12 protein-coding genes and 1 tRNA gene are annotated in these 19364 nt (G+C 67.3%); 8 read left to right on the forward strand and 5 right to left on the reverse strand.

What is annotated here, in order from left to right:
* Positions 1 to 126 precede the first annotated feature (126 nt).
* The 8 genes from ACQY5G_RS06050 to ACQY5G_RS06085 all read left to right on the forward strand — a co-directional run bounded on the left by ACQY5G_RS06050 (position 127) and on the right by ACQY5G_RS06085 (position 13293).
* The gene (locus ACQY5G_RS06050; protein ID WP_428277963.1) at positions 127 to 3297 is read left to right on the forward strand and encodes a PD-(D/E)XK nuclease family protein; all 3171 of its coding nucleotides are present in this window, start codon (positions 127 to 129) and stop codon (positions 3295 to 3297) included.
* Complete coding sequence (locus ACQY5G_RS06055) at positions 3290 to 6487, forward strand: UvrD-helicase domain-containing protein (RefSeq protein WP_428277965.1); 3198 nt, start codon at positions 3290 to 3292, stop codon at positions 6485 to 6487. The genes ACQY5G_RS06050 and ACQY5G_RS06055 overlap by 8 nt, the downstream gene beginning before the upstream one ends.
* 190 nt (positions 6488 to 6677) lie before the next feature.
* Positions 6678 to 8252, forward strand: coding sequence for a Fic family protein (locus ACQY5G_RS06060; protein WP_428277967.1), 1575 nt, complete (start codon positions 6678 to 6680; stop codon positions 8250 to 8252).
* Between the two features lie 36 nt (positions 8253 to 8288).
* Positions 8289 to 9587, forward strand: coding sequence for an NCS2 family permease (locus ACQY5G_RS06065; protein ID WP_428277969.1), 1299 nt, complete (start codon positions 8289 to 8291; stop codon positions 9585 to 9587).
* Between the two features lie 64 nt (positions 9588 to 9651).
* Complete coding sequence (locus tag ACQY5G_RS06070; protein ID WP_428277971.1) at positions 9652 to 10437, forward strand: nucleoside-binding protein; 786 nt, start codon at positions 9652 to 9654, stop codon at positions 10435 to 10437.
* Positions 10434 to 11846, forward strand: a complete 1413-nt coding sequence (locus tag ACQY5G_RS06075; protein ID WP_428277973.1) for an aminopeptidase P N-terminal domain-containing protein — start codon at positions 10434 to 10436, stop codon at positions 11844 to 11846. Before ACQY5G_RS06070 ends, ACQY5G_RS06075 begins: the two co-directional genes overlap by 4 nt.
* Positions 11843 to 12796, forward strand: a complete 954-nt coding sequence (locus ACQY5G_RS06080) for a DUF1684 domain-containing protein (RefSeq protein WP_428277975.1) — start codon at positions 11843 to 11845, stop codon at positions 12794 to 12796. The genes ACQY5G_RS06075 and ACQY5G_RS06080 overlap by 4 nt, the downstream gene beginning before the upstream one ends.
* A 53-nt stretch (positions 12797 to 12849) precedes the next feature.
* Complete coding sequence (locus ACQY5G_RS06085; RefSeq protein ID WP_428277977.1) at positions 12850 to 13293, forward strand: helix-turn-helix domain-containing protein; 444 nt, start codon at positions 12850 to 12852, stop codon at positions 13291 to 13293.
* Between the two features lie 49 nt (positions 13294 to 13342).
* On the opposite strand, the gene ACQY5G_RS06090 is transcribed toward ACQY5G_RS06085, so the two are convergent.
* The 5 genes from ACQY5G_RS06090 to ACQY5G_RS06110 form a co-directional block, all read right to left on the reverse strand.
* Positions 13343 to 14959: an FAD-dependent oxidoreductase gene (locus tag ACQY5G_RS06090; protein WP_428277979.1), complete on the reverse strand. Its 1617-nt coding sequence runs from the start codon at positions 14957 to 14959 to the stop codon at positions 13343 to 13345.
* The gene (locus ACQY5G_RS06095) at positions 14956 to 15582 is read right to left on the reverse strand and encodes a twin-arginine translocation signal domain-containing protein (protein WP_428277981.1); all 627 of its coding nucleotides are present in this window, start codon (positions 15580 to 15582) and stop codon (positions 14956 to 14958) included. Before ACQY5G_RS06095 ends, ACQY5G_RS06090 begins: the two co-directional genes overlap by 4 nt.
* A 226-nt stretch (positions 15583 to 15808) precedes the next feature.
* Positions 15809 to 15881: transfer RNA gene (locus tag ACQY5G_RS06100), tRNA-Ala, on the reverse strand.
* 69 nt (positions 15882 to 15950) lie between these two features.
* Positions 15951 to 16109 carry a hypothetical protein gene (locus ACQY5G_RS06105; protein WP_428277983.1) on the reverse strand — a complete coding sequence of 53 codons (159 nt, stop codon included), beginning with the start codon at positions 16107 to 16109 and terminating at the stop codon, positions 15951 to 15953.
* A 59-nt stretch (positions 16110 to 16168) separates the two neighbouring features.
* Positions 16169 to 18856 carry a hypothetical protein gene (locus ACQY5G_RS06110; protein ID WP_428277985.1) on the reverse strand — a complete coding sequence of 896 codons (2688 nt, stop codon included), beginning with the start codon at positions 18854 to 18856 and terminating at the stop codon, positions 16169 to 16171.
* Between the last annotated feature and the right edge of the window lie 508 nt (positions 18857 to 19364).

A 19364-nucleotide genomic window follows, 5' to 3' on the forward strand; every position in this document is an offset into this window, starting at 1 on the left:
CTACAATAGATATCTCGTCGCGCGCACCGCCCGTCAACCCGGAGCTTGACGCGACACGAACGCGCGACGACCGTCGAGCGTGGATCCCGTTCTCAGGAGACCATTCATCCGTCCGACATCTGAGTCATGCCTCTCAACGTAGTCCGAGCGCCGGCTGCGGCCCCGCTGTGGGAGGCCTGCGTCGACCGCTTTCTGGCGGGGGCCGCCTCGCCGGCCGAGGCGGGCACGGGGGCGTCCGCGTGGATCTGGCTCAACCACCGGAACCTGCGGGATCTCCTGTTCGAGGCCGCGCACGAACGCGGCCTCCCCGGATGGCTCGACCCCCCCGTCACGCTGTTCGGCGATCTGACCGACCGCTTCGGCATCCGCGAGAGGTCCGTCGGTCTCCTCACGCGCCGCCGGCTGGTGAGCCGGCACGCGGCGCGGCTGGGAAGCCGGATCCTGGGGCGGGAGCCCGGCCGGGGGGACGGCGTGATCCGCGGGCACATGCTCGACCGGCTGTTCGGCGACCTGCTGCCGGAGGGCGTGCCGCCGGAGGAACTGGAACGGGCGCTGGCCCGGCTTGGAGGGGACGACTTCGCGCGCCGGCGCAACGAGTGGGCCGTGGCGACGTACCGCGCGTATCTCGAGTCGCTCGAGGGACGGCGACTTCTCGACCGGCGCTCGGTGAACGCCCGCATAGCGGAGCGGATCGAGGCGGGAGGGCTGACGACGGTGATCGGCGGCGCGCGCCAGTTGCACGTGTACAGCATCGCGAGCCCGCGGACGCGGCGCCGCATGCTCACGGTGCTCGCCCGGCAGCGGGAGGTGGAGGTCCATCTCTACCTTCCCGAGGAGTCCGAGCCGGACCCCTTCTTCGATGGGCTGGCTGCCCGCACAGAGGTGATCGCCGGTCGCGGAGATGGTGGCGACGGCCACGGAGCCGGGCCGGTGACCGTGCAGCCGGTTCCGGATGCGGCGCGGGAGATGGCCTGGGTCGCGCGGCAGGTCAAGGAGGTTCTGACGGCAGGGACGGCGGAACCGCATCAGGTCGCCGTCGTGGCGCGGTCCGGGCGCGAGAACACCCACCGCGCGTATCGGGCGCTGCGGCGGGCCGGGGTCCCTGCCACGGCCCGCATCCGAACGCCGTTGGATGAGGTCCCGGCCCTCAGGGCGCTCCTCCTCGTGCTGCGCGGGGCGGCGCGGAACTGGGACTTCCGGTCGCTGCGAGCCGTCCTCGCGCACCCGTACTTCGACACGCGGGTCGATCTCCGGGGTATCGACGCGATCGCGGCGCTCCGCCGGGTCGTGGGGCTCGATGCCTGGAGCGAGAACCTCGAGCGGCTCTGCGGCCTCGTGGAGGAGAAAGCGCGGGAGATACGCGGCCGGGGGCTCTTCGCCGATCGCGTCGAGAAGGACATCGAGGCCTTCGCGGCCGTGCGAGCCGTACTCGAACCGCTGGGCGAGGCGCGCCCCGAAGCCGACTGGATCGACCTCACCCTGGCGCTCGTCAGGGAAGACCGCGGCGTCTTCCAACTGAGGCGACGGGTATGCGATCCGGTAGAGGAGCGGTGGGAGGTCGTGCGCTCCGACCAGCGCGGGATCCTCCTCCTCGAGAGACTCCTGCGGGAGTGGCGGGATCTCGACCACGCCGACGACCCGCTCACGCCGGCCGGGTGGTACGCCCTGCTCGAGAAACTCCTGCAGGCGAACGAACTCGTCCTCTCCACCCCCGGGCAGAAGGGCGTCCAGGTCCTCGAGGCGCACGACGCGGCCCTCGTCCCCTTCGCCCACATGTTCGTCGTGCACGCGAACGACCGCGAGTTCCCGCGTACGACGGGCTCCACGGGCGTGTTCACCGATGGGGAGCGCCGCCGCCTCGCCGCGCTGGACCTGCCCGTCGCGCACCGGGACGAGACGCTCCGCCACGAGCGAGCGCTGTGGCGCGCCGTCACGCAGCAGTCGGGCCCGGTATCGATCACCTACCGGACGACGGATGCGGGTGGCACGCCGCTCCTTCCATCCCTCATGGTCCCCCCGCACGAGGACGCCACCGAACTGCCGCGAATCCGGCGGCCCTCGGATGACCGGGAGCCCGTCACGCCAGCCGAGGCGGATCGGCGGGCCGCCTTCTCCCTGTACCGAACGCTCGGAAGCCCCGACTCGACGGAGCAGCCGTGCATCGCCCCCGCCCGCTCCGGCCGCATCGCGCGCGCGATCGTGTCGGCTGCGGCCGAGACCCACCGCGGCCCCGGGCTCGAGCGCTATCCCGGATTCCTCCTCCCCGCGTCTCCATCGAGCGGAGTCGATGTCCTGCATCCCGCCTTTCGACCGAACCCCTGGAACGGTCACCTGCGCGACCCCGACGTGCTGCGGGAGCTGGAGCACCGCTTCGACGACGACTACCCGTGGTCCGCCGGCCAGCTCGAGACCTACGCGCGGTCTCCCTTCACGTTCCTCATCGAGCGCGTGCTCCGGCTGGAAGGCGTGGAGGAGGCGGAGGAGGAGACGACGCCGCTCACCTTCGGAAGCGTGGCGCACGAGATACTGGATCGTTTTTATGCGGAGTTCATGGGCCGGCTCCCGCTCTCCCTCGCGGGCCCCGCCGCGACCCGCTTGGCGGAGATATCCCGGGACGTCTGCGCCGAACGCGTGGAAAAGGGCGAGTGGCTGGGTGTCGCCGCCCTGTGGGAGCAGACCCGCGAAGGGATCGTGACGGGCGTGCGCGACTACGTCGCCTGGGAACTCGAACAGATGGCGGAAGACGGCGAACGCCCGGTCCACACCGAGTTGCGGTTCGGTTGGGACGACGAGCGAACGTTCGTGGAGGGCGAGGACGTGCGGGGGCGGACGTCTCGCCTTCGCCTCCGCGGCAGCATCGACCGGGTGGACCGGACGGCGGGCGAGATCGGGGTCCACCATGTGCTCGACTACAAGAGCGGAAAACCGCCGTACAAGACCTGGTTCGACGACGCCACCGCGCTCCAGGGCGTCCTCTATACGCAGGTCATGGCCGACCGCGGCTACGAGATGCGCTCCGGCCGTTACAGGTCGATCAAGAACCCGGGGGCTCCGAAGAACGGCGGGCAGGTCAACTTCGGCGAAGCGAGGTACGAGAAGGCCCTCTCCATGGCGCTCTCCATTCCCGGCCGCGTCCGGAACGGCTGTTTCGAGGCCGTCGCGTCGCGGAAGGGCGGCTGGAAGTTCTGGGACCCGACACTCGAAATCCGCCGCAACCACGCACGGTTCACCGAGGGCCACCGCTTCCGCGATTTCGGCGGCGACGACCGTGGGCGCGGGGAGGGTGCCTGTGGGTGAGATCCGGTGGACCCCGGAGCAGGTGCACGCGATCCGGTCGGAGGACGACACGCTGCTCGTCGCCAACGCCGGCACGGGCAAGACGACGACTGTGGTCGGGAAGATCATGTGGCGGCTCGGTCTCCCCTTCGGCGTGAACGGGGCGACCGGTGAACCGCTCGCGCCGCCGGCCGTCTCCTGCCGGCTGGACGAAATCGCCGCCGTCACGTTCACGGAGAAGGCGGCCTACGACCTCAAACGGCAGCTCCGGAAGCGGATCGAGGCCTCGACGCGCGCGGACGAACTGCGCTGGGAGATCGACCGCGCCTCGGTCGGCACGATCCACTCCTTCTGCGGCGAGTTGCTCCGCGAACACGCCCTGCGCCTGGGCATCGATCCGACATTTGAGGTCCTCGACGAAGACGAGGCGTGGGCCGAGCAGGACGAACTCATCAAGACGCTTCTGCTCGACAAGCTCGAGGAGGAAGACGCGGCGGCGCAGGCGATCGTGCGTCGCTGGAAGCTCACGGGCTGGCAGCACGTCAAGGGTGCGATCGACCACGTCCGGGACGTGCTCCGAGACCTGAGGTGGCGGGACCGGCGGTACGCGGGATGGCTCCGGACAGACCCGCCGCCGGCGAGCGACGGCTCCCTCGACCTGTTTCCGCCCGAAAGCCCCGGCCTCGACCTGCCGGCCGTGAAGCGTCTGTGCCTCGAAGGCGGGGAAAAGGACGAGGAGGCACTCGCAATCTGTTCGGAACTCGTCGAACTGGGGCTCGAAGCCCGTGTGCGCTGGGACGCGCGTCTGGAGGAGGAGAACCAGCGCGACTTCGACAGCCTCGTCCTGGGGGCGGCGGATCTCCTGCTCGGCCCCGAAGGCGGCGCCGCGCTCGCCGCGATCCGGGACCGCTACCGGATGCTAATCATCGACGAGTTCCAGGACACCGACTTCACGCAGCGAGACATCGCCTTCGCCATCGGACGCGGCGTGGCGCGTCCCCAGCTCTTCCTCGTCGGCGACCCGAAGCAGAGCATCTACCGCTTCCGCGGCGCCGACATTTCGGTATGGAACGCCGTCGCCGACGATTTTGCCGAGGAGGGCGATATCCTCGACCTCCCTCGGAACTTCCGCAGCGCCCCCCCGATCGTCGACTTCGTGAACGTCGTCGGCCGGGTCTCGATGGACGAGACGGGAGCCGCGCTCGCCGAGGAGGAACTGCCGAGCCGGATTGACTACGCCGACCTCGTGGCCGGCGTTGATGATCATGAGCAGACCGGCGTTGAGTGGATACGGGCGCAAGGGAAGAACGTCGCCGAGCGCCGTGAGTCCGAGGCGGTTCGCATCGCGTCCCGGATCCTCGCGTCCGTGGGCCGCGACGAAATCCGCGATCCCGACATGGGTGAGCTTCGTCCGCTGGCGTTCCGCGACATCGCCCTCCTCTACCGCGCCCGCGGCGGCCTCGAGCACTTCGAGACGGCGCTCAAGCGCCACGGTATCCCCTACTTCGTTGCCGGCATGACGCATCTCGGGGAACGCCAGGAGATCCTCGACGTCCTCAACGCGCTTCGGCTGCTCGGGAACGAGCGAGATGACCTGCGCGCCTTCGGTTATCTCCGGTCGCCCTTCGTGGGGCTCCGGGACGAGACGATCGCCCGAATCCGCCTCCTCCAGCGCGGCGGGCCGCTCCTGCGCCAAGCGAAGCGGTGGCTGGAGGAAGGGGAGTGGCCCGAGGCCCCCGACCACCCGCAATTGGCCGGCGTCGAACGCCGCGCGCTGGAGGATGGGCTCTCGGTGCTCGATGACTTGCGACAACTCGCTCCGCGGCTCGCGCTCGACGAAGTCATCGAGGAACTGCTCGAACGCACCGGATACCGTCTGCACGTGCTGCTCATGGAAGGTGCGGAGGAGATCCTCGCGAACCTCCAGAGTCTCATCCACTTCGCCGAATCCCACCGCGCGCACGACCTCTCCACGTTCTTCGAGGTGTGGGATCGCTCGACGAGCCGCGACGTCGGACTTCCGCAGGCGCCGCTCTATTCGAAGGAAGACAACGTCGTCACGCTGTCGACGATCCATCAGGCGAAGGGGCTGGAGTGGCCGGTCGTCTTCCTGGTCGGCGTCGACCGGAAACTCTGGAACCCGCGTACGAACGAGTACTGGTCCGACCCCGAACTCGGCCCCCTCTTCTGCCTCAAGGCGTCCGACCGGGGAGCGCGCGGCAACCGGATCCTGCGCCGCGAGGAACTTGAGGCGACGGCGGAAGAAGCGCGTCTCCTGTACGTGGCGGCGACGCGGGCCCGCGACCGCCTGATCATCGTTGGCCCGACGGACGGGGGGAAGGGGTACGACAAATGGCTCGCCCGCGGCGGGGCCGACGTGCGGAGCGGCGGGGACACGCCGATCGTCCCGCGGACGAGCCGCCCGCCGATGCTGGAGTGGCTGGACCGGTACGATATGGCGGCGCCTCCGGCGCTGATCCACGCCCTCCCCGCACCGACGCTGCGATGGACCCGCTCGGCGACCGAACTCATGCTCCTGAACGGGGACCCCGACGAATGGGAGCGCCGCTACAGGCACGGCGCGCTCGCCCCCTGGCACTTTGCGCCCGAACCCTCGGGGGAGGAGAGAGGACTCCCGGCCCTGGTCCGGGGCCAGATCATTCACGGCGCGCTCGAGCGGCTGGAGGCCGAAGCGGAGATCGCCCGCGTCGTGGAGGAGACCATCGGTTCGCTGGACGAGCCCGAACTCGAGGCCATGCTCCGCCCGGGGAGCGAATACCGCGAGCAACTGGAGGAGGAGATCCGCCGCGTGGCCGCGAGCGAGGAGTGGGCCTGGTACACGGAGGGCGAACTCGGCCGCGACTACTGGAAGGAACTCACCTTCACCCACCTCGTGGGCGCGCGCGACTGGCGGTTCGGCGCCTTCGACCTGTACCGGCGCCTCGCCGGCCCCGACCCCGGCCGCGGCACCCCGCCTTCTCGCCTGGCCGGAGCGCTGGGCCTGGAGGAGGGGCTGGACGCCCTCATCATCGACTTCAAGACGCACGACATCACGGCGGCTCAGGCGCCCCGCGCAGCCCGCGACTACCGCATCCAGGCCGACGTCTACCGCGCCGCCGCCACCAGTCTGGCCGGCCGAACCGCCGTCGGCCTGCATTTCACCGGACCGAACGAACTCGTCCCCATGCCGGAGCAAGCCGCACGCCCCTGAACCCGGCTTCGGGAGCCGCCAGGTCACGCGTGAAGGGTTTTTCGCGCCTGCCGCTCATCCGTGAGGGGATTCGCAGTGTTGTGAATAGTTTTGACGTTTTTCAATCAACGGTGAATATTTTGCCGCAGAATTAACTATTTGTGAGACTTTTCTTGCGTTCCGTCCAGTTTGTGATAAATTTTGACAATCGGTGAAAGTTTTCTCGCAAAAACGAGCTCCTTGTGAATCTGCGCTTTTCCTCATGAGCGTTCGGTGGCGGCCTCCCGAACCCGGGCAACTTGCGGGCTATGCCGCGCTCATGGCCCGACACGACCTTCAAATTCCGCCGCCGCCACGCCTGGCCGCCATCGCCGAGCGCCGTCGTCCCGTCTCGACACGCGAGTGGCGGTTGCTTTCTCCCACCCACGCGCCGGACGAGAGTCTGGGAAGTCAGCTCGAGTTCGCCTTGAAGTGGGAAGGGGTAAGCCTGGGTGTGCTATCTGCTCTTTTCAGGCAGATCGAGCCGAGAGAGATCGTGCATATCGTGCGCGCCAAGCCAACGGGCGCCTACGCCCGCCGCATCTGGTTTCTGTATGAATGGCTGATGGACGCACGCCTGAACCTTCCCGACGCCGGAAAGGTGAAAGCCGTTCGGGTCGTGAATCCAAGGCAACAGTTTGCATCGGAGACCGGGCCCCTCTCTCGTCGGCATCGGGTGCGCAACAACCTGCCGGGCACGAGGCGGTTCTGCCCGCTGGTCCGACGGACCTCTCGACTCGGGCGCTATGTGGACATGAGCCTGGGAGAGCAAGCTCGGGAAGCGATTGGACGGACACACCCGGATGTCGTCCGGCGTGCCGCGGCCTTTCTGCTTCTGGAAGACAGCCGGGCGTCGTTTCAAATCGAAGGTGAGCAGCCGACGCAGGATCGAGGACTTCGCTGGGGCCAGGCGATCGGCGAAGCAGGCCAGCGCGACCTCTCGGTCGATGAGTTTGAGCGCCTCCAACGGGTGGTGATCGGCGACCCGAGGTTCGTGAAGCTCGGGCTCCGGACCGAAGGGGGGTGGATCGGCGAGCGCGACCGGCGGACCCGGAACCCGATCCCGGAACACATCAGCGCACGCCCGGATGACCTGGCAGAGTTGATGCGGGGGGTGGTCGAGTATGACCGGATGGCGGAGGAAACGTCCGTCGATCCGGTCGTATTGGCTGCTGCCCTGTCTTTCGGGTTCGTGTACATCCATCCCTTCGACGACGGGAACGGACGCCTTCACCGGTGGTTGATCCACCACGTCCTCGCCCGCGCGGGCTACAATCCGCCAAGTCTGGTATTTCCGGTGAGCGTGCCGATGCTCAGACGGATCTCGGAGTACCGCGACGTCCTCGAAAGTTACTCCTCAAGCGTCCTGCCGCTGATTGAATGGCGGGTAACGGGCCGCCACAACATCGAGGTCCTGAACGAGACGGGCGAGTTCTACCGGTTCTTCGACGCCACGGCTCACGCGGAGTTTCTTTACAGCTGCGTGGAAGAGACGGTGACACGGGATCTCCCCGGTGAAGTCGAATACCTGGAGAGGTATGACGAGTTCTCGCGACGCGTCCAGGAGGAGATCGCGGACATGCCGAGTCGGACGATCGATCTCCTGTCGCGGTTCCTCCGACAGAATCACGGCACGCTGTCGAAGCGGGCGCGCACCCGCGAGTTCGAGCGATTGACCGCGGACGAGGTGGAGCGGGTCGAAGCGCTCCATGCCCGTTGCTTTTCCCCGGGAACGGAGGCCCCTTGAGGGGGCGGGTCGCCACAGCACGTCGGAGGTAAACTGATGACCGGGAAGCTGGAACGCTGGTTCAGGCTGTCGGAGCGCGGCTCCGACGTGCGGACGGAGGTGACCGCCGGAGTTACCACCTTCCTGACGATGGTCTACATCGCCTTCGTCAATCCGTCGATCCTCTCCGAGGCCGGCATGCCGTTCGGCCCCGTGTTCGTCGCAACCTGTCTGGCGGCCGCGTTCGCCACGCTCGTGATGGGGCTGTACGCGAACTATCCGATCGCGCTCGCGCCCGGGATGGGACTGAACGCCTTCTTCACCTACGGCGTCGTGCTCGGAATGGGATACGCCTGGGAGGTCGCGCTCGGGGCCGTGTTCCTGTCCGGGACGCTGTTCGTCACGTTGAGCGTGCTTCCCGTGCGGCGCTGGATCATCGACGCGATCCCGCGGGGCCAGAAGATGGCGATCTCGGCCGGCATCGGGATCTTCCTCGGGGTGATCGCGCTGCGGGACGCGGGGATCATCGAGGGGAGTCCGGCCACGCTCGTCACCATGGGCGAACTGACGGCGGCGCCGGCCGTGCTCGCCCTGCTCGGCTTCTGCGCGATCGCGGCGCTCTCCGCGCGGCGGGTCCCGGGCGCGGCGATCCTCGGGATGCTCGGCGTGACGGCCATCGGCCTGATTCTGGGCGTTTCCGAGTGGTACGGCTGGGTGTCGCTGCCCCCGGATCCGACCCCCACGCTGTTCGCGCTGGACATCGGCGCCGCGCTGCAACTGGGCATGATCGCGGTCATCTTCACCTTCCTCATCGTGGACCTCTTCGACACCGCCGGCACGCTGATCGGCGTCGCGCACCAAGCCGACCTCCTCGATGAGGATGGAAGACTGCCGCGCATCCAGCGGGCGCTCATGGCCGACTCGACCGGGACCGTGGCGGGGACGCTGCTGGGGACCTCGTCAGTCACCAGCTACATCGAAAGCGCCGCTGGCGTAGGCGCGGGCGGACGGACCGGGCTGACGGCCGTCGTCGTGGCCGGACTCTTCCTCGTCTGTCTCTTCTTCTCGCCGATGGCCGAGTCCGTCCCGTCCTTCGCCACCGCCGCGGCGATTCTGTACGTCGCCTGTCTCATGGCCCGCGCGCTGAAGGACGTGGAATGGGACGACATTACGGAGTCCGCCGCGGCGGTCGTAACCGCGATCGCCATCCCCCTCACGTACTCCATCGCCGACGGAATCGGACTCGGCTTCATCACGTACGTCGCGATCAAGATCCTGGCAGGCCGCTGGCGCGAGTGTCCGCCGATGCTGGTCCTGGTGGCGCTGGTGTTCGCCGCAAAATTCATCTGGCTGTAACCTCACGACGTGTGAACGCTTTGCCACGGCCTGCTGCCCCGATCCTCCCCGATAGAGAGGCTGAATGAACCTCAGCACACGGCTTTCCGCCGGACTGCCCGCCATCGTCTTCCTCCTCGCGGCGCCAGGAGCCGCGGCCGGCCAGACGGAGTTCCAACTCCAGCTCGGCAAGCTGGTGAATCCGTTCTCGGACACGGGGCACGGGACGACGGTCGTCACCTTCCAGAACGCCGCGCAGTGGTCCTGGGGCGACCACTTCATGTTCTTCGACTACACGGCGGACGGGGGAAACGACGGGTTCAACGAGAAGGACCTGTACGGCGAGTGGTATCCATCGCTGAGCCTGGGGAAGATCAGCGGGAGCCGGGTCGGGTTCGGCCCGGTCCGCGACTTCGCCCTGCTCGGCGGTGTGAACTACAGTTCACAGGCGAAGGTGCTGAAGTACACGCCGGGGTTCCGGGCGTCGTGGGACATCCCGGGGTTCATCTTCCTCAACACGGACTTCGCGCGCCTGGTCGACGCCTCCAGCGGTGTGGACAACGGCGGCGCGCCGTCGACGGACAACGGTTGGATGTTCGACGTGAACTGGCTCGCGACGTGGGAGATGCTGGGGCAGACGTTCACGTTCACCGGCCATGCGGAGTACATCAGCGCCGTGAAGAACGAGTTCGGCGACGAGGTCCGCGCCTGGATCCTCGCCCAACCGCAGTTGACCGTGGACGTGGGCCGAATCCTGGGCGGCGACGGAGGTCGCCTGATGAGCGGCATCGAGTACCAGTACTGGCGCCACAAGCTGGGGACCGACGTGTCCGAGAGCGTGGTCCAGTTCCTCGTCGTGTGGCGGCTGTGAACGCCGTTTCCGCCTCGCGCGTGTCGAACAGGCGGCTCGGACGCTGCCTGCTCGCGGGTTCGTTGCTCGCCGCCGCGGCCGTCGTCACCGGACCCTCCGGCGGGCTCTCGGCGCAGACGCCGGAGCAGCGCTACTCCGATTGGGTCCGCCCGGGCTTCCGCCCGCAGGAATACGAGTTTCGCCGCAACCGAGTCCTCGACGGCCTGCGCGCCACCGGAGGCGGCCTCCTGCTCGTACCCTCCTCCGACGGCATCACGCACGGCGAGACCTTCCGTCAGCTCGACGACTTCTGGTACCTGACGGGCCTGGAAGTCCCACAGTCGATGCTCGTCCTCGACGCGCGACGCGACGTTTCAATTCTATTCATGCCGCAGCGCGACCCGCGCTTCGAAAACCCGGGCCGGCCGAACGATTTTCCGGGCCGGCCGCTGCTGGACGACTACCAGATCCGCGGCATCGGCGGCGCGGACGAGTACCGGGACATCGCCGAACTCGACGGCTTTCTCCGCGAGCGCGCGGGTGCCGGGGAGATCCTGCGCGTGAACGCGGGGACTCCGGGCGAGGTGCCGGATCCGGTCGTCCCCCTGGTCGGGAGTCTCGACGCCACGGCGTCTCTGATTCGGCGTCTCCGGGACGACTATCCGGAGGCGGAACTGGTCAATGCGTTCGAGATCGTCGCCCGCCTGCGCATGGTGAAATCGCCGGCCGAGATCATGCGCATGCGCCGCGTCGCCGATGCGACGATGCGCGGGATTCGGGCGGCCGCGGACCTCATCCGTCCCGGGGTGGATGAACGCACGCTCCAGGGCGAGTTCGAGCGGGTATGCCGCACGTCGGGCGCTCAGTCCATTCCGTTCACGCCCATCATCAAGTCGGGTCCCAACAGCCTGTGGCCGTGGCGTGTCCTCGCGGCCCACTACGATCGGCGCAACCGGCGGCTGGAGGACGGCGACCTCGTGATCTTCGATGTCGGGTGCGAACTGAACGGATACGTGAGCGATGTGGGAAGGACCTTCCCGGCGAACGGTGCGTTCACCGAGGTCCAGCGGGAGAAGCTCCTCGTGAGCACGCGGGCGGCGGAGGCCGTGATCGCCGCCGTGCGCCCCGGCGTCACGCTGCGCGAACTCACGCAGGTGGCCTACGACGCGATCCCGGACGAGGAAGAGCCGTACATGCAGACCCCCTCCTTCTTCGGCCACCACATCGGGCTTTCGACGGGAGATCCCGCCCTTCTCGACGAACCGCTCGCGCCCGGAATGGTGTTCACGATCGAGCCGTGGTACTACAACCACGACCTCGGCGTCTCCGTGTTCGTGGAAGAGGTCATCCTCGTCACCGAGGACGGCGCCGAAGTCCTCACCGATGCCCTCCCCCGCGACCCCGACGCCCTGGAGGCGCTGGTCCCGTGAAAAAGAACGCAATCCAGGCGGTGCGACCGATTGTCGTGCTCACTGCGGTGTTGACGGCCTGCGGGCCGGAGACGTGGCCGGAGCCGGCTCCGGTGGATTCCGAGATCCTGGCGGCCGAGCATGAGGAGTGGCGCGACGGTCGAAGGAACAGTCTCGCGAATCCCAACGCGGGGGTCATCAGCTGGGATGGGCTCTTCGAACTGCGCGAAGGGCCGAACACGTTCGGCTCGGATCCGTCTGGGGCCATCGTCCTGCCCGCAGAAGACGCGCCGCCGCTGGCCGGTACGCTGTACCTCGAGGATGGGGCCGTGCGTCTCGTCCCCGAAGACGGGAGCGGTCTGCGCCTGAGAGAGCAGGTTTCCGGGACAGCCGGTGAACCCGTCACGGAACCCATGCCGCTGCCGGACGACCGTAGCGAAGGGACGATCCGCCTGGCGCTGGGGTCGCTCGGGATGCGGGTCCACGCGGAGCCGGGGACTGACCGGCTCTGGCTTCGGGTATGGGATACGGATGCCCTGCGCCTCGACGCCTTCGAGCTTCCCGAGTACTTTCCGATCACGAACGAGTGGCGCGTGACGGCACGGTTCGAGCCCTATGCGGAGCCGCGCACCGTAACGCTGGGGGATGTACGGGGCGGTACGCTCGAGAACACGGCGCCGGGGGATCTGGTCTTCCGCGTGAACGGAGCCGAACACCGCCTCATGGCTTTCGCCGGCGCGTCGAGCCGCTCCTACTTCATCAGCCTGTGGGACTCGACTGCCGTGACGGACACCTACCAGGCCGGCCGCTACATGCGCGCGCCGTTCCCCGATGACGACGGCTGGACGACGATCGACTTCAACCGCGCCTACAATGCGCCGTGCGCCTTCACGCCCTACTCGGTGTGCAGCCTCCCGCCCCGCGAGAACTACCTCCGCTTCTCCGTCACGGCGGGGGAAAAGCGGCCCTGAGAGGGGCCGCGTCTGGCCTCATAAGATCGTTCCGGCCAATTAGTAGGCCACATATGGCCCTTGACGACCTCGTCGATCCGCCGGCAACACATCGCGTGGATCCACCCGCAGTCTGCGAAGAACAGGAGCAGATTCTGGCTACTGGCATGACACACGAATCGCTGACTTCTCGCGCACTGCGGATCGAACTGGGGCGTCGACTAGCGAGGCTGCGTCTTGCGAGGAATGTGACGCAGCGGATGCTCGCCGAAGACGCGGGAATCGGCCTGCGCACGCTTCGCCGCATCGAAACCGGACAGCCGTGCAGTCTGGACAGCCTGCTGCGCGTGGCGATCGCCCTCGGCTTGGCGGAGGGCCTGTTGAACGCTGTGCCGCCACGGGAGATCCGACCCATCGAGCGCGTGGACCTGGGCGGCCGGGAACGACGCCGCGCTCGCCCCCGGAAGGGCGCGGTGCCGGACGAGCCTTGGTCCTGGGCCGACGACTCGAAAGACTGACGCCAGCGTGAACCTCTGGGCCGCCGGACGGCGCGCTGCCTCCCGTGCCTCAGGCCGAGGGCAGCACCCCTTGCATCTCCTCGGCGGACATGAGGGAGAGGGCGCAGAAGGTGAGCGTCCCGTTCGCGCAGCCGCCGGAGACGATGGTCGGCGCGCCCACGACGAAGAGGTTCTCGTGGTCGTGTGTGCGGCCCCAGCGGTCCACGACGCTCGTGGCGGGGTCGTCGCCCATCCGGCATCCACCGCCCGGATGCTCCCACAGCTCGGACGGCCGCCCGATGCTCCTCATGGTGCCTCCGGCGGCGCGCGCCAACTCCTCGAACCGTCCCGAGATCGTGTCGACCGTGTGGTCCTGGAGGTCGATGCTCTCCTGCGCCGGCCGGTAGTCGATCTTCGGCATCGGGTCGCCCAGCCAGTTCGTGCGCCCGGCGTCGAGCGTCAGGCGGCTCTCCCGGTCCGGGAGCAGGTCGTAGTAGGCGCGGACGCGCGCGGTGGACTCGGACTCGGTCCGGGCCCTCCAGTCCGCCATGATCTCGTCGGCCCACAGGAGTCGTCCGTCTTCGTCCCTGAGCCTCGCGGTGCGGCCGACGTTCGACTCCCACAGGCGGAGATCGTGGCGCACGTAGCGGTCCAGCGGTCCCGGACTCGCGAAGCGGCGGGAGAGGAGGCTGTTGTAGACGAACATCCCGGGATAGAGGCGCATCGGAAGGTCGATGAAGCCGCTGAGGTACCAGTGTCCCGTCATGTACCGCCCCACGTTCCCCGTGCGGTTGGCGAGGCCGTCCGGAAAGCGGCTGTTCGCCGATAGCAGGAGCAGGTGGGAGCTCCAGGCGTGCCCGGAGGCGATCACGAAGGTGCCCGCGCGGAACTCCACGGGCTCGTCCGGCGCGTCCCGGTCGACGGCTTCCGCGACCGCGATCCGGTCCGAACCCGGCTCCAGGCTCAGGCGTCGGACGAGCGTGCGGGTGACGAGGTCGATGCGCCCGTCCGCCAGCAGCCGGTCGAAGGCGAAGTCGGGCGTGTACTTGGCACCCGTCGGACAGACGGAGCAGGTGTCGCACCGCCGGCAGACGTTCCGCCCCTGCCAGGGCTCCGTGTTGCGCGCCCAGGGCTGCGTCCAGAAGGGGATGTCCGTCTTCTCCGTCCACTCCCGCATGCGTTCGAGGCTGTACGAGAGCGGCAGCGGGGGCATGGGGTAGGGCTTCGAGCGCGGGTCGTACTCCGGCGGACCCTGCTCGCCCGCGACGCCGATCCGCTCCTCGGCCTCCTGGAAGTACGGCTCGATGTCGTCGAAGGAGATGGGCCAGTCGGTGGCGACCCCGTACAGCGACCGCAGGCGGAAGTCCTCCGGGGAAAAGCGCGGGACCGCGCCGCCCCAGTGCATCGCCGCGCCGCCGACGACCATGGAATTGTACATCGCGCCCGAGCCCGTCTGGCTGCGGATATGGTCGTTCGGCCAGGGGTTCTCGCCGTAGGCCAGCATCCGCGCCCGGGTGTCGGACCGTTCCTCGAGGGACGCCGTCCGCTCTCCCGCCTCGACCACGGTGATCGAAGCGCCGGTCCGCTCGGCGAGCCGTTCCGCCACCATGGCGGCCGTGATCCCGCCCCCGATGATGCAGACATCGCTCTCGACGACGCGCCTCGCACCTCTCCGCGCGGGGGTCATGGCGCCGTCCGCAGCGGCTCGGGTTCGTCCTCGGCCCCCTCGATGGTGCGGCAAAGCTCCTTCCGGATCGCCCGCCCATAACAGAGGTCGGTCGCGATCGCAGAGCCGAAGAAGTGGGCCATCAGGGCCAGCGCCACGTGATCAGCCTGCTGCGGCGCCCCGAGAGCGGCCCCCGATTCTCCGAGCGGCGGCGCCAGGAGTTCCCGGCGTCCGGGCACGTCGAGATCGGACAGGGCCATCCCGTGCCGACTCTCGCACTCCTTCTCGAGACCCTCGAGTTGCGCCGTCCATCCCGGTCTCGGATCCGGCCCCGAATACCGGATCTCGGGAACGAGGTACGGATGGCTGAGTTCGGCCACGGGATCGAGGGCATCGGACCAGCGCTCGAAGGCGCGCACGGCGCGTTCTCTGCCATCATCCCCCAGTTCGTCGGGGAGGACGGCTTCGCCGACGGCCCGCAGGGTCTCAGGGAGGAGGGGAACCGGGGTCGTGCCGGCCGAGGTGGCGTTCGTGTCGGTCTGCGCTGCGGACTCGCGGGTCTCCCCGGGGGCACACCCGGTGAGGGAAACGGCGGCCACCGTCGCGGCAGACTGCTTGAGGAAAGTCCTTCGAGATTCCGCCATGGCCCACCGGCCTTCCGGGAGTTGGCTGCCTGATTCTTCCAGAGAGCCTAGGCGTCGAACCCGCGCCGCTGCAACTCCCCCGCGCGCTTGGTGCTCATGCCGGAGCCGTTCCGCTTTCGCGGACGCTCAGTTGCCGTGGTTGCTCGTTTCCGGTGTTGTTTCCTTACGGTCCCTCACGGTCGCTCCGGCGCGGTTGTCCGCGCGCCGAGATTCGGCGCAGACCCAATGGAGCCGATCGGATTCGAACCGACGACCTCCTGCTTGCAAAGCAGGCGCTCTCCCAACTGAGCTACGGCCCCTCGAAAGGCGTGGGACAATCCGGTGTCCGGGCGGTGAAGGATGGGGCGCGCGCCCTCCGCTCGCCAGTTTCACGCCGTGTTCCACAGCCTTGAATCAAAATAGTCGAATAGCATCGAGTCGTCGCCCCGCGGCATGATTACGAGCAGCGAGCGTATGGCGCGCGTCGCCGCCCCGACGATGGTGCGGCGCTCGCGGACGAGCAGGTCGATGTGGGCGTCGTCATCCACGTCGGACGGGAGCCTTCAAACCAGCGAACTTCGTTCTTCGGCCCGACCCCACCCCGGCATCAATGACTCACCTCCATCAGTCCACGATACGACACAAGATTGACTTCGCCGAATTGATCCGGAATCGCCGGGATATCGCCTTCCCAGTCTCGCAGCATGCCGCGGACCAGACCGGATTCATCCCGGATGATGGTGACCGTCCGGGCATCGTGCTCATCGACGACGACCTCGCCTTCCGGGCCGCGAAGAACGATCCGATCCACCTCACCCCGTTGCACGGGAACCGCGAGGAGGAAGTACTTGTTGCCGAACTTGTCCTCGCGCGGCGTGAGGCGGAACGAAAACCGGAGATCGGGGCCGGAAGAGCCTTCAATCAGATACGGACCCGTGGATGACGGGGTAAGCGTCGCCATGGGTAACCGATACGGCGGGTCCAGCGTCAGGTCACCCTCGACAACGCCGCCGCTCAGAACAAGCTGCTCGGCTTGCGGCGATCCGTTCGATACGTCCCTCGCCGCAGCACGATGGTGGGCCAGCACTCTTTGGTAGTGGTAATCGCTCAGCCAAGCGTAGCTCTGGCAGTATCCCATGACATCCCGCGCGTCGGGGGTGACGACCACACCCTCGCGGAAGTCATAGCCGTACGCTCCGATTCCACCATCCCGGTACGGGAAACTCGGGTCAACGCCACCCGCGCCACCACAGGGGGTATGCTGTAGGTTCAGGCTGTGCCCCACCTCATGAGCCAGCTCCCCGGCCAACGGCTTACCCATACTGATCGGGCCGGCCAACATCGCAACTCCGCGCACGAGTCCCGTCTTGCTCAGGGCGGTTCCGTACCAGTATCCGGTGCCGGATTCCGAGTTGCGCACCGCCTCCAGCTCGCGGAGCAGCCCGATTTGCCCGGCATCGGTAGTTAGATCCAACGACGTGATGTAGGTCTCCCGCGCTCGAGCTTCAAAGGCCGAGAATGGAAAGGCCCACCGAAGCATGCTCACGACGTGGGAATCCTTCGTGAGGTCGGTTACCGACTGGAAGATCGAGGAATCGGGTTCCGCCGCATTCAGCACCGGGACCACCGTCAGCTCCATCGCAGGCACCTGCACCACAGCCAACTGCACACTGCCATCTGCCGGATAGCGATCCTCCGCATCATCTGCGAGGAGCAACGAACCGTCCGGGTCGGCATCGACGAAGAATTCGAGACCTGGCTGAATGTGCTCCGCCGGGATTACGGCATTATACGACCCGTAGAGATCCGCCTCATCCACATGGACGGGCAGTTCCGGACTCGGCGCCTCGATCCGAACCTGATACACCGGCTCACCTTCGCGATGGAATGTGACGAGCACCGGAGGGGCGGTGAAGCCGTGCAGCGCGGGAGCCGTAAGGAACACGCGCAGCAACGCGCCCCGATTCGCCACCAGCGGTACAGTTCGCCCTGGTTGCTGGATCGCCTGGACCAGGTACACCATCGGGAACTCCAGGGTAACACGCTGCGCGTCCGTGCAGAACGATCCCTCCAGAACGTCCAATCCGGCCACCCAGGTCTGGAACCCGCGCGTCGGCGGAATGCAGAGACCCGTATCTCCATATTGCAAGACGGCAAGCTGTGTCATCCTCACCATGCTGCCCGGAAGCAACCCGTCCAGGCTCGCGTTGCCGGTCAGAAGCAGCGTCGTCAGCGAGGACATGTACCCGACATCCACAGGTAAGCCGCCGGTGAGGTCGTTGTTGCTCAGGTCCAGTTGCTCCAGCTCCGACAGTGTGACGATCGCCGTCGGGAAGGATCCCCTCAGACCGTTGTCCGCCAGCAGGAGGGACCGCACGCGCCCCTCCTCAACCGCGACACCGTACCACGACTCCAGGTCCGCGTCCGTGTTCCAGCCCCGTGCGTTCCCCCAGGTCTCACCGCCTGTCGTGTTGAAGAGTTCCGCCAGGGCCATGCGTTCCACGACACCTGCGTCACATTCATCCACGCTCACCAATGAAATTCCGTCCATCCAATCGCGGAATCCGGGATCCAGTGGAGCGCAAAGCCGGGTCCCCACTGTAGATAAAGAAAGCAGTTCCCTCAAGTTCAGCAGGCGCCGGGGCATCAGGCCCGACAAGCTCGGATTCACCGAAACGTTCAAGCCGATTAGCCGTTTGGCGTTGCCGATCTCTGCCGGGATTGCACCGGCAAGATCGTTCTCCTGTAGCTCCAGCCGTCGCAAGAGAGAGAGGTCGCCGATCTCGAGCGGGATGGGACCGGTCAGCTCGTTGGAGTGAAGGCTCAAGTTCTCCAACCGGGAGAGCCCGCCCAACTCGGGCGGGATGGGACCGGTCAGCTCGTTGGAGTGAAGGCTCAAGTTCTCCAACCGGGCGAGCCTGCCCAACTCGGGCGGGATGGGACCGGTCAGCTCGTTGTCGCCGAGGCTCAAGTGCTCCAACGAGGCGAGCCCGCCCAACTCGGGCAGGACGGAACCGGTGAGCATGTTGGAGGAAACGTCCAAGTACTCCAACCGGGCAAGCTCACCCAATTCGGACGAGAGGGAACCGGTGAGCATGTTGGAGGAAACGTCCAAGTACTCCAACCGGGCAAGCTCACCCAATTCGGACGGGAGGGAACCGGTGAGGTCGTTGCTGATGAGAAACAGATTGACCAGACTCTCGAAGTTCCCGATCTCGGGCGGGATGGAACCGGTCAGCCCGTTATCCCGAAGGTCGATGGTGTGGACCCGCCCACTACCCGCGTGAACCGCCACTCCGTGCCAATCCTCCACGGAAGAAGACGTGAGCCAGTTATCTCGATACTTCCACGAATCTCCTCCCGTGGCGTGGTAAAGCGCCCTAAGCGCATCCCGTTCCACCTGCAGAGGGCTTGGCGGCGGCGGAGGTGGAGGTGGCGGCGGCGGTGGTGTCGCTGGCGGTGGTGTCGCTGGCGGTGAAGTCGGCGGATCCGTGATCTCCGAATCGCCGCCGCAGCCGACCAGCAGGCAGATCGTCAGGGACACTGCGCTCCGCCGAAGGATTAATGGTTGTAACCTTCCTGTCACGCGCAACGTCTCCTGTTCAGATTCCATCCCGGCTTGAATCCACGTGAAACACTGCATGATAGCACACACTGTGATACTGGAGCGATGGACAGCAGGTATTGAGCGATATTTTGGTGATATGCATCGCCCTGGTCAGCGCGCCGTCCCTGGTTGCCAAGCGACCGTATGCATCCCTACCCACCGCCTCCGACAGCTTGCCGCGCACGGCAAAACTTCG

The organism is Candidatus Palauibacter sp. (assembly GCF_965261555.1).
Classification (GTDB): Bacteria; Gemmatimonadota; Gemmatimonadetes; order Palauibacterales; family Palauibacteraceae; genus Palauibacter.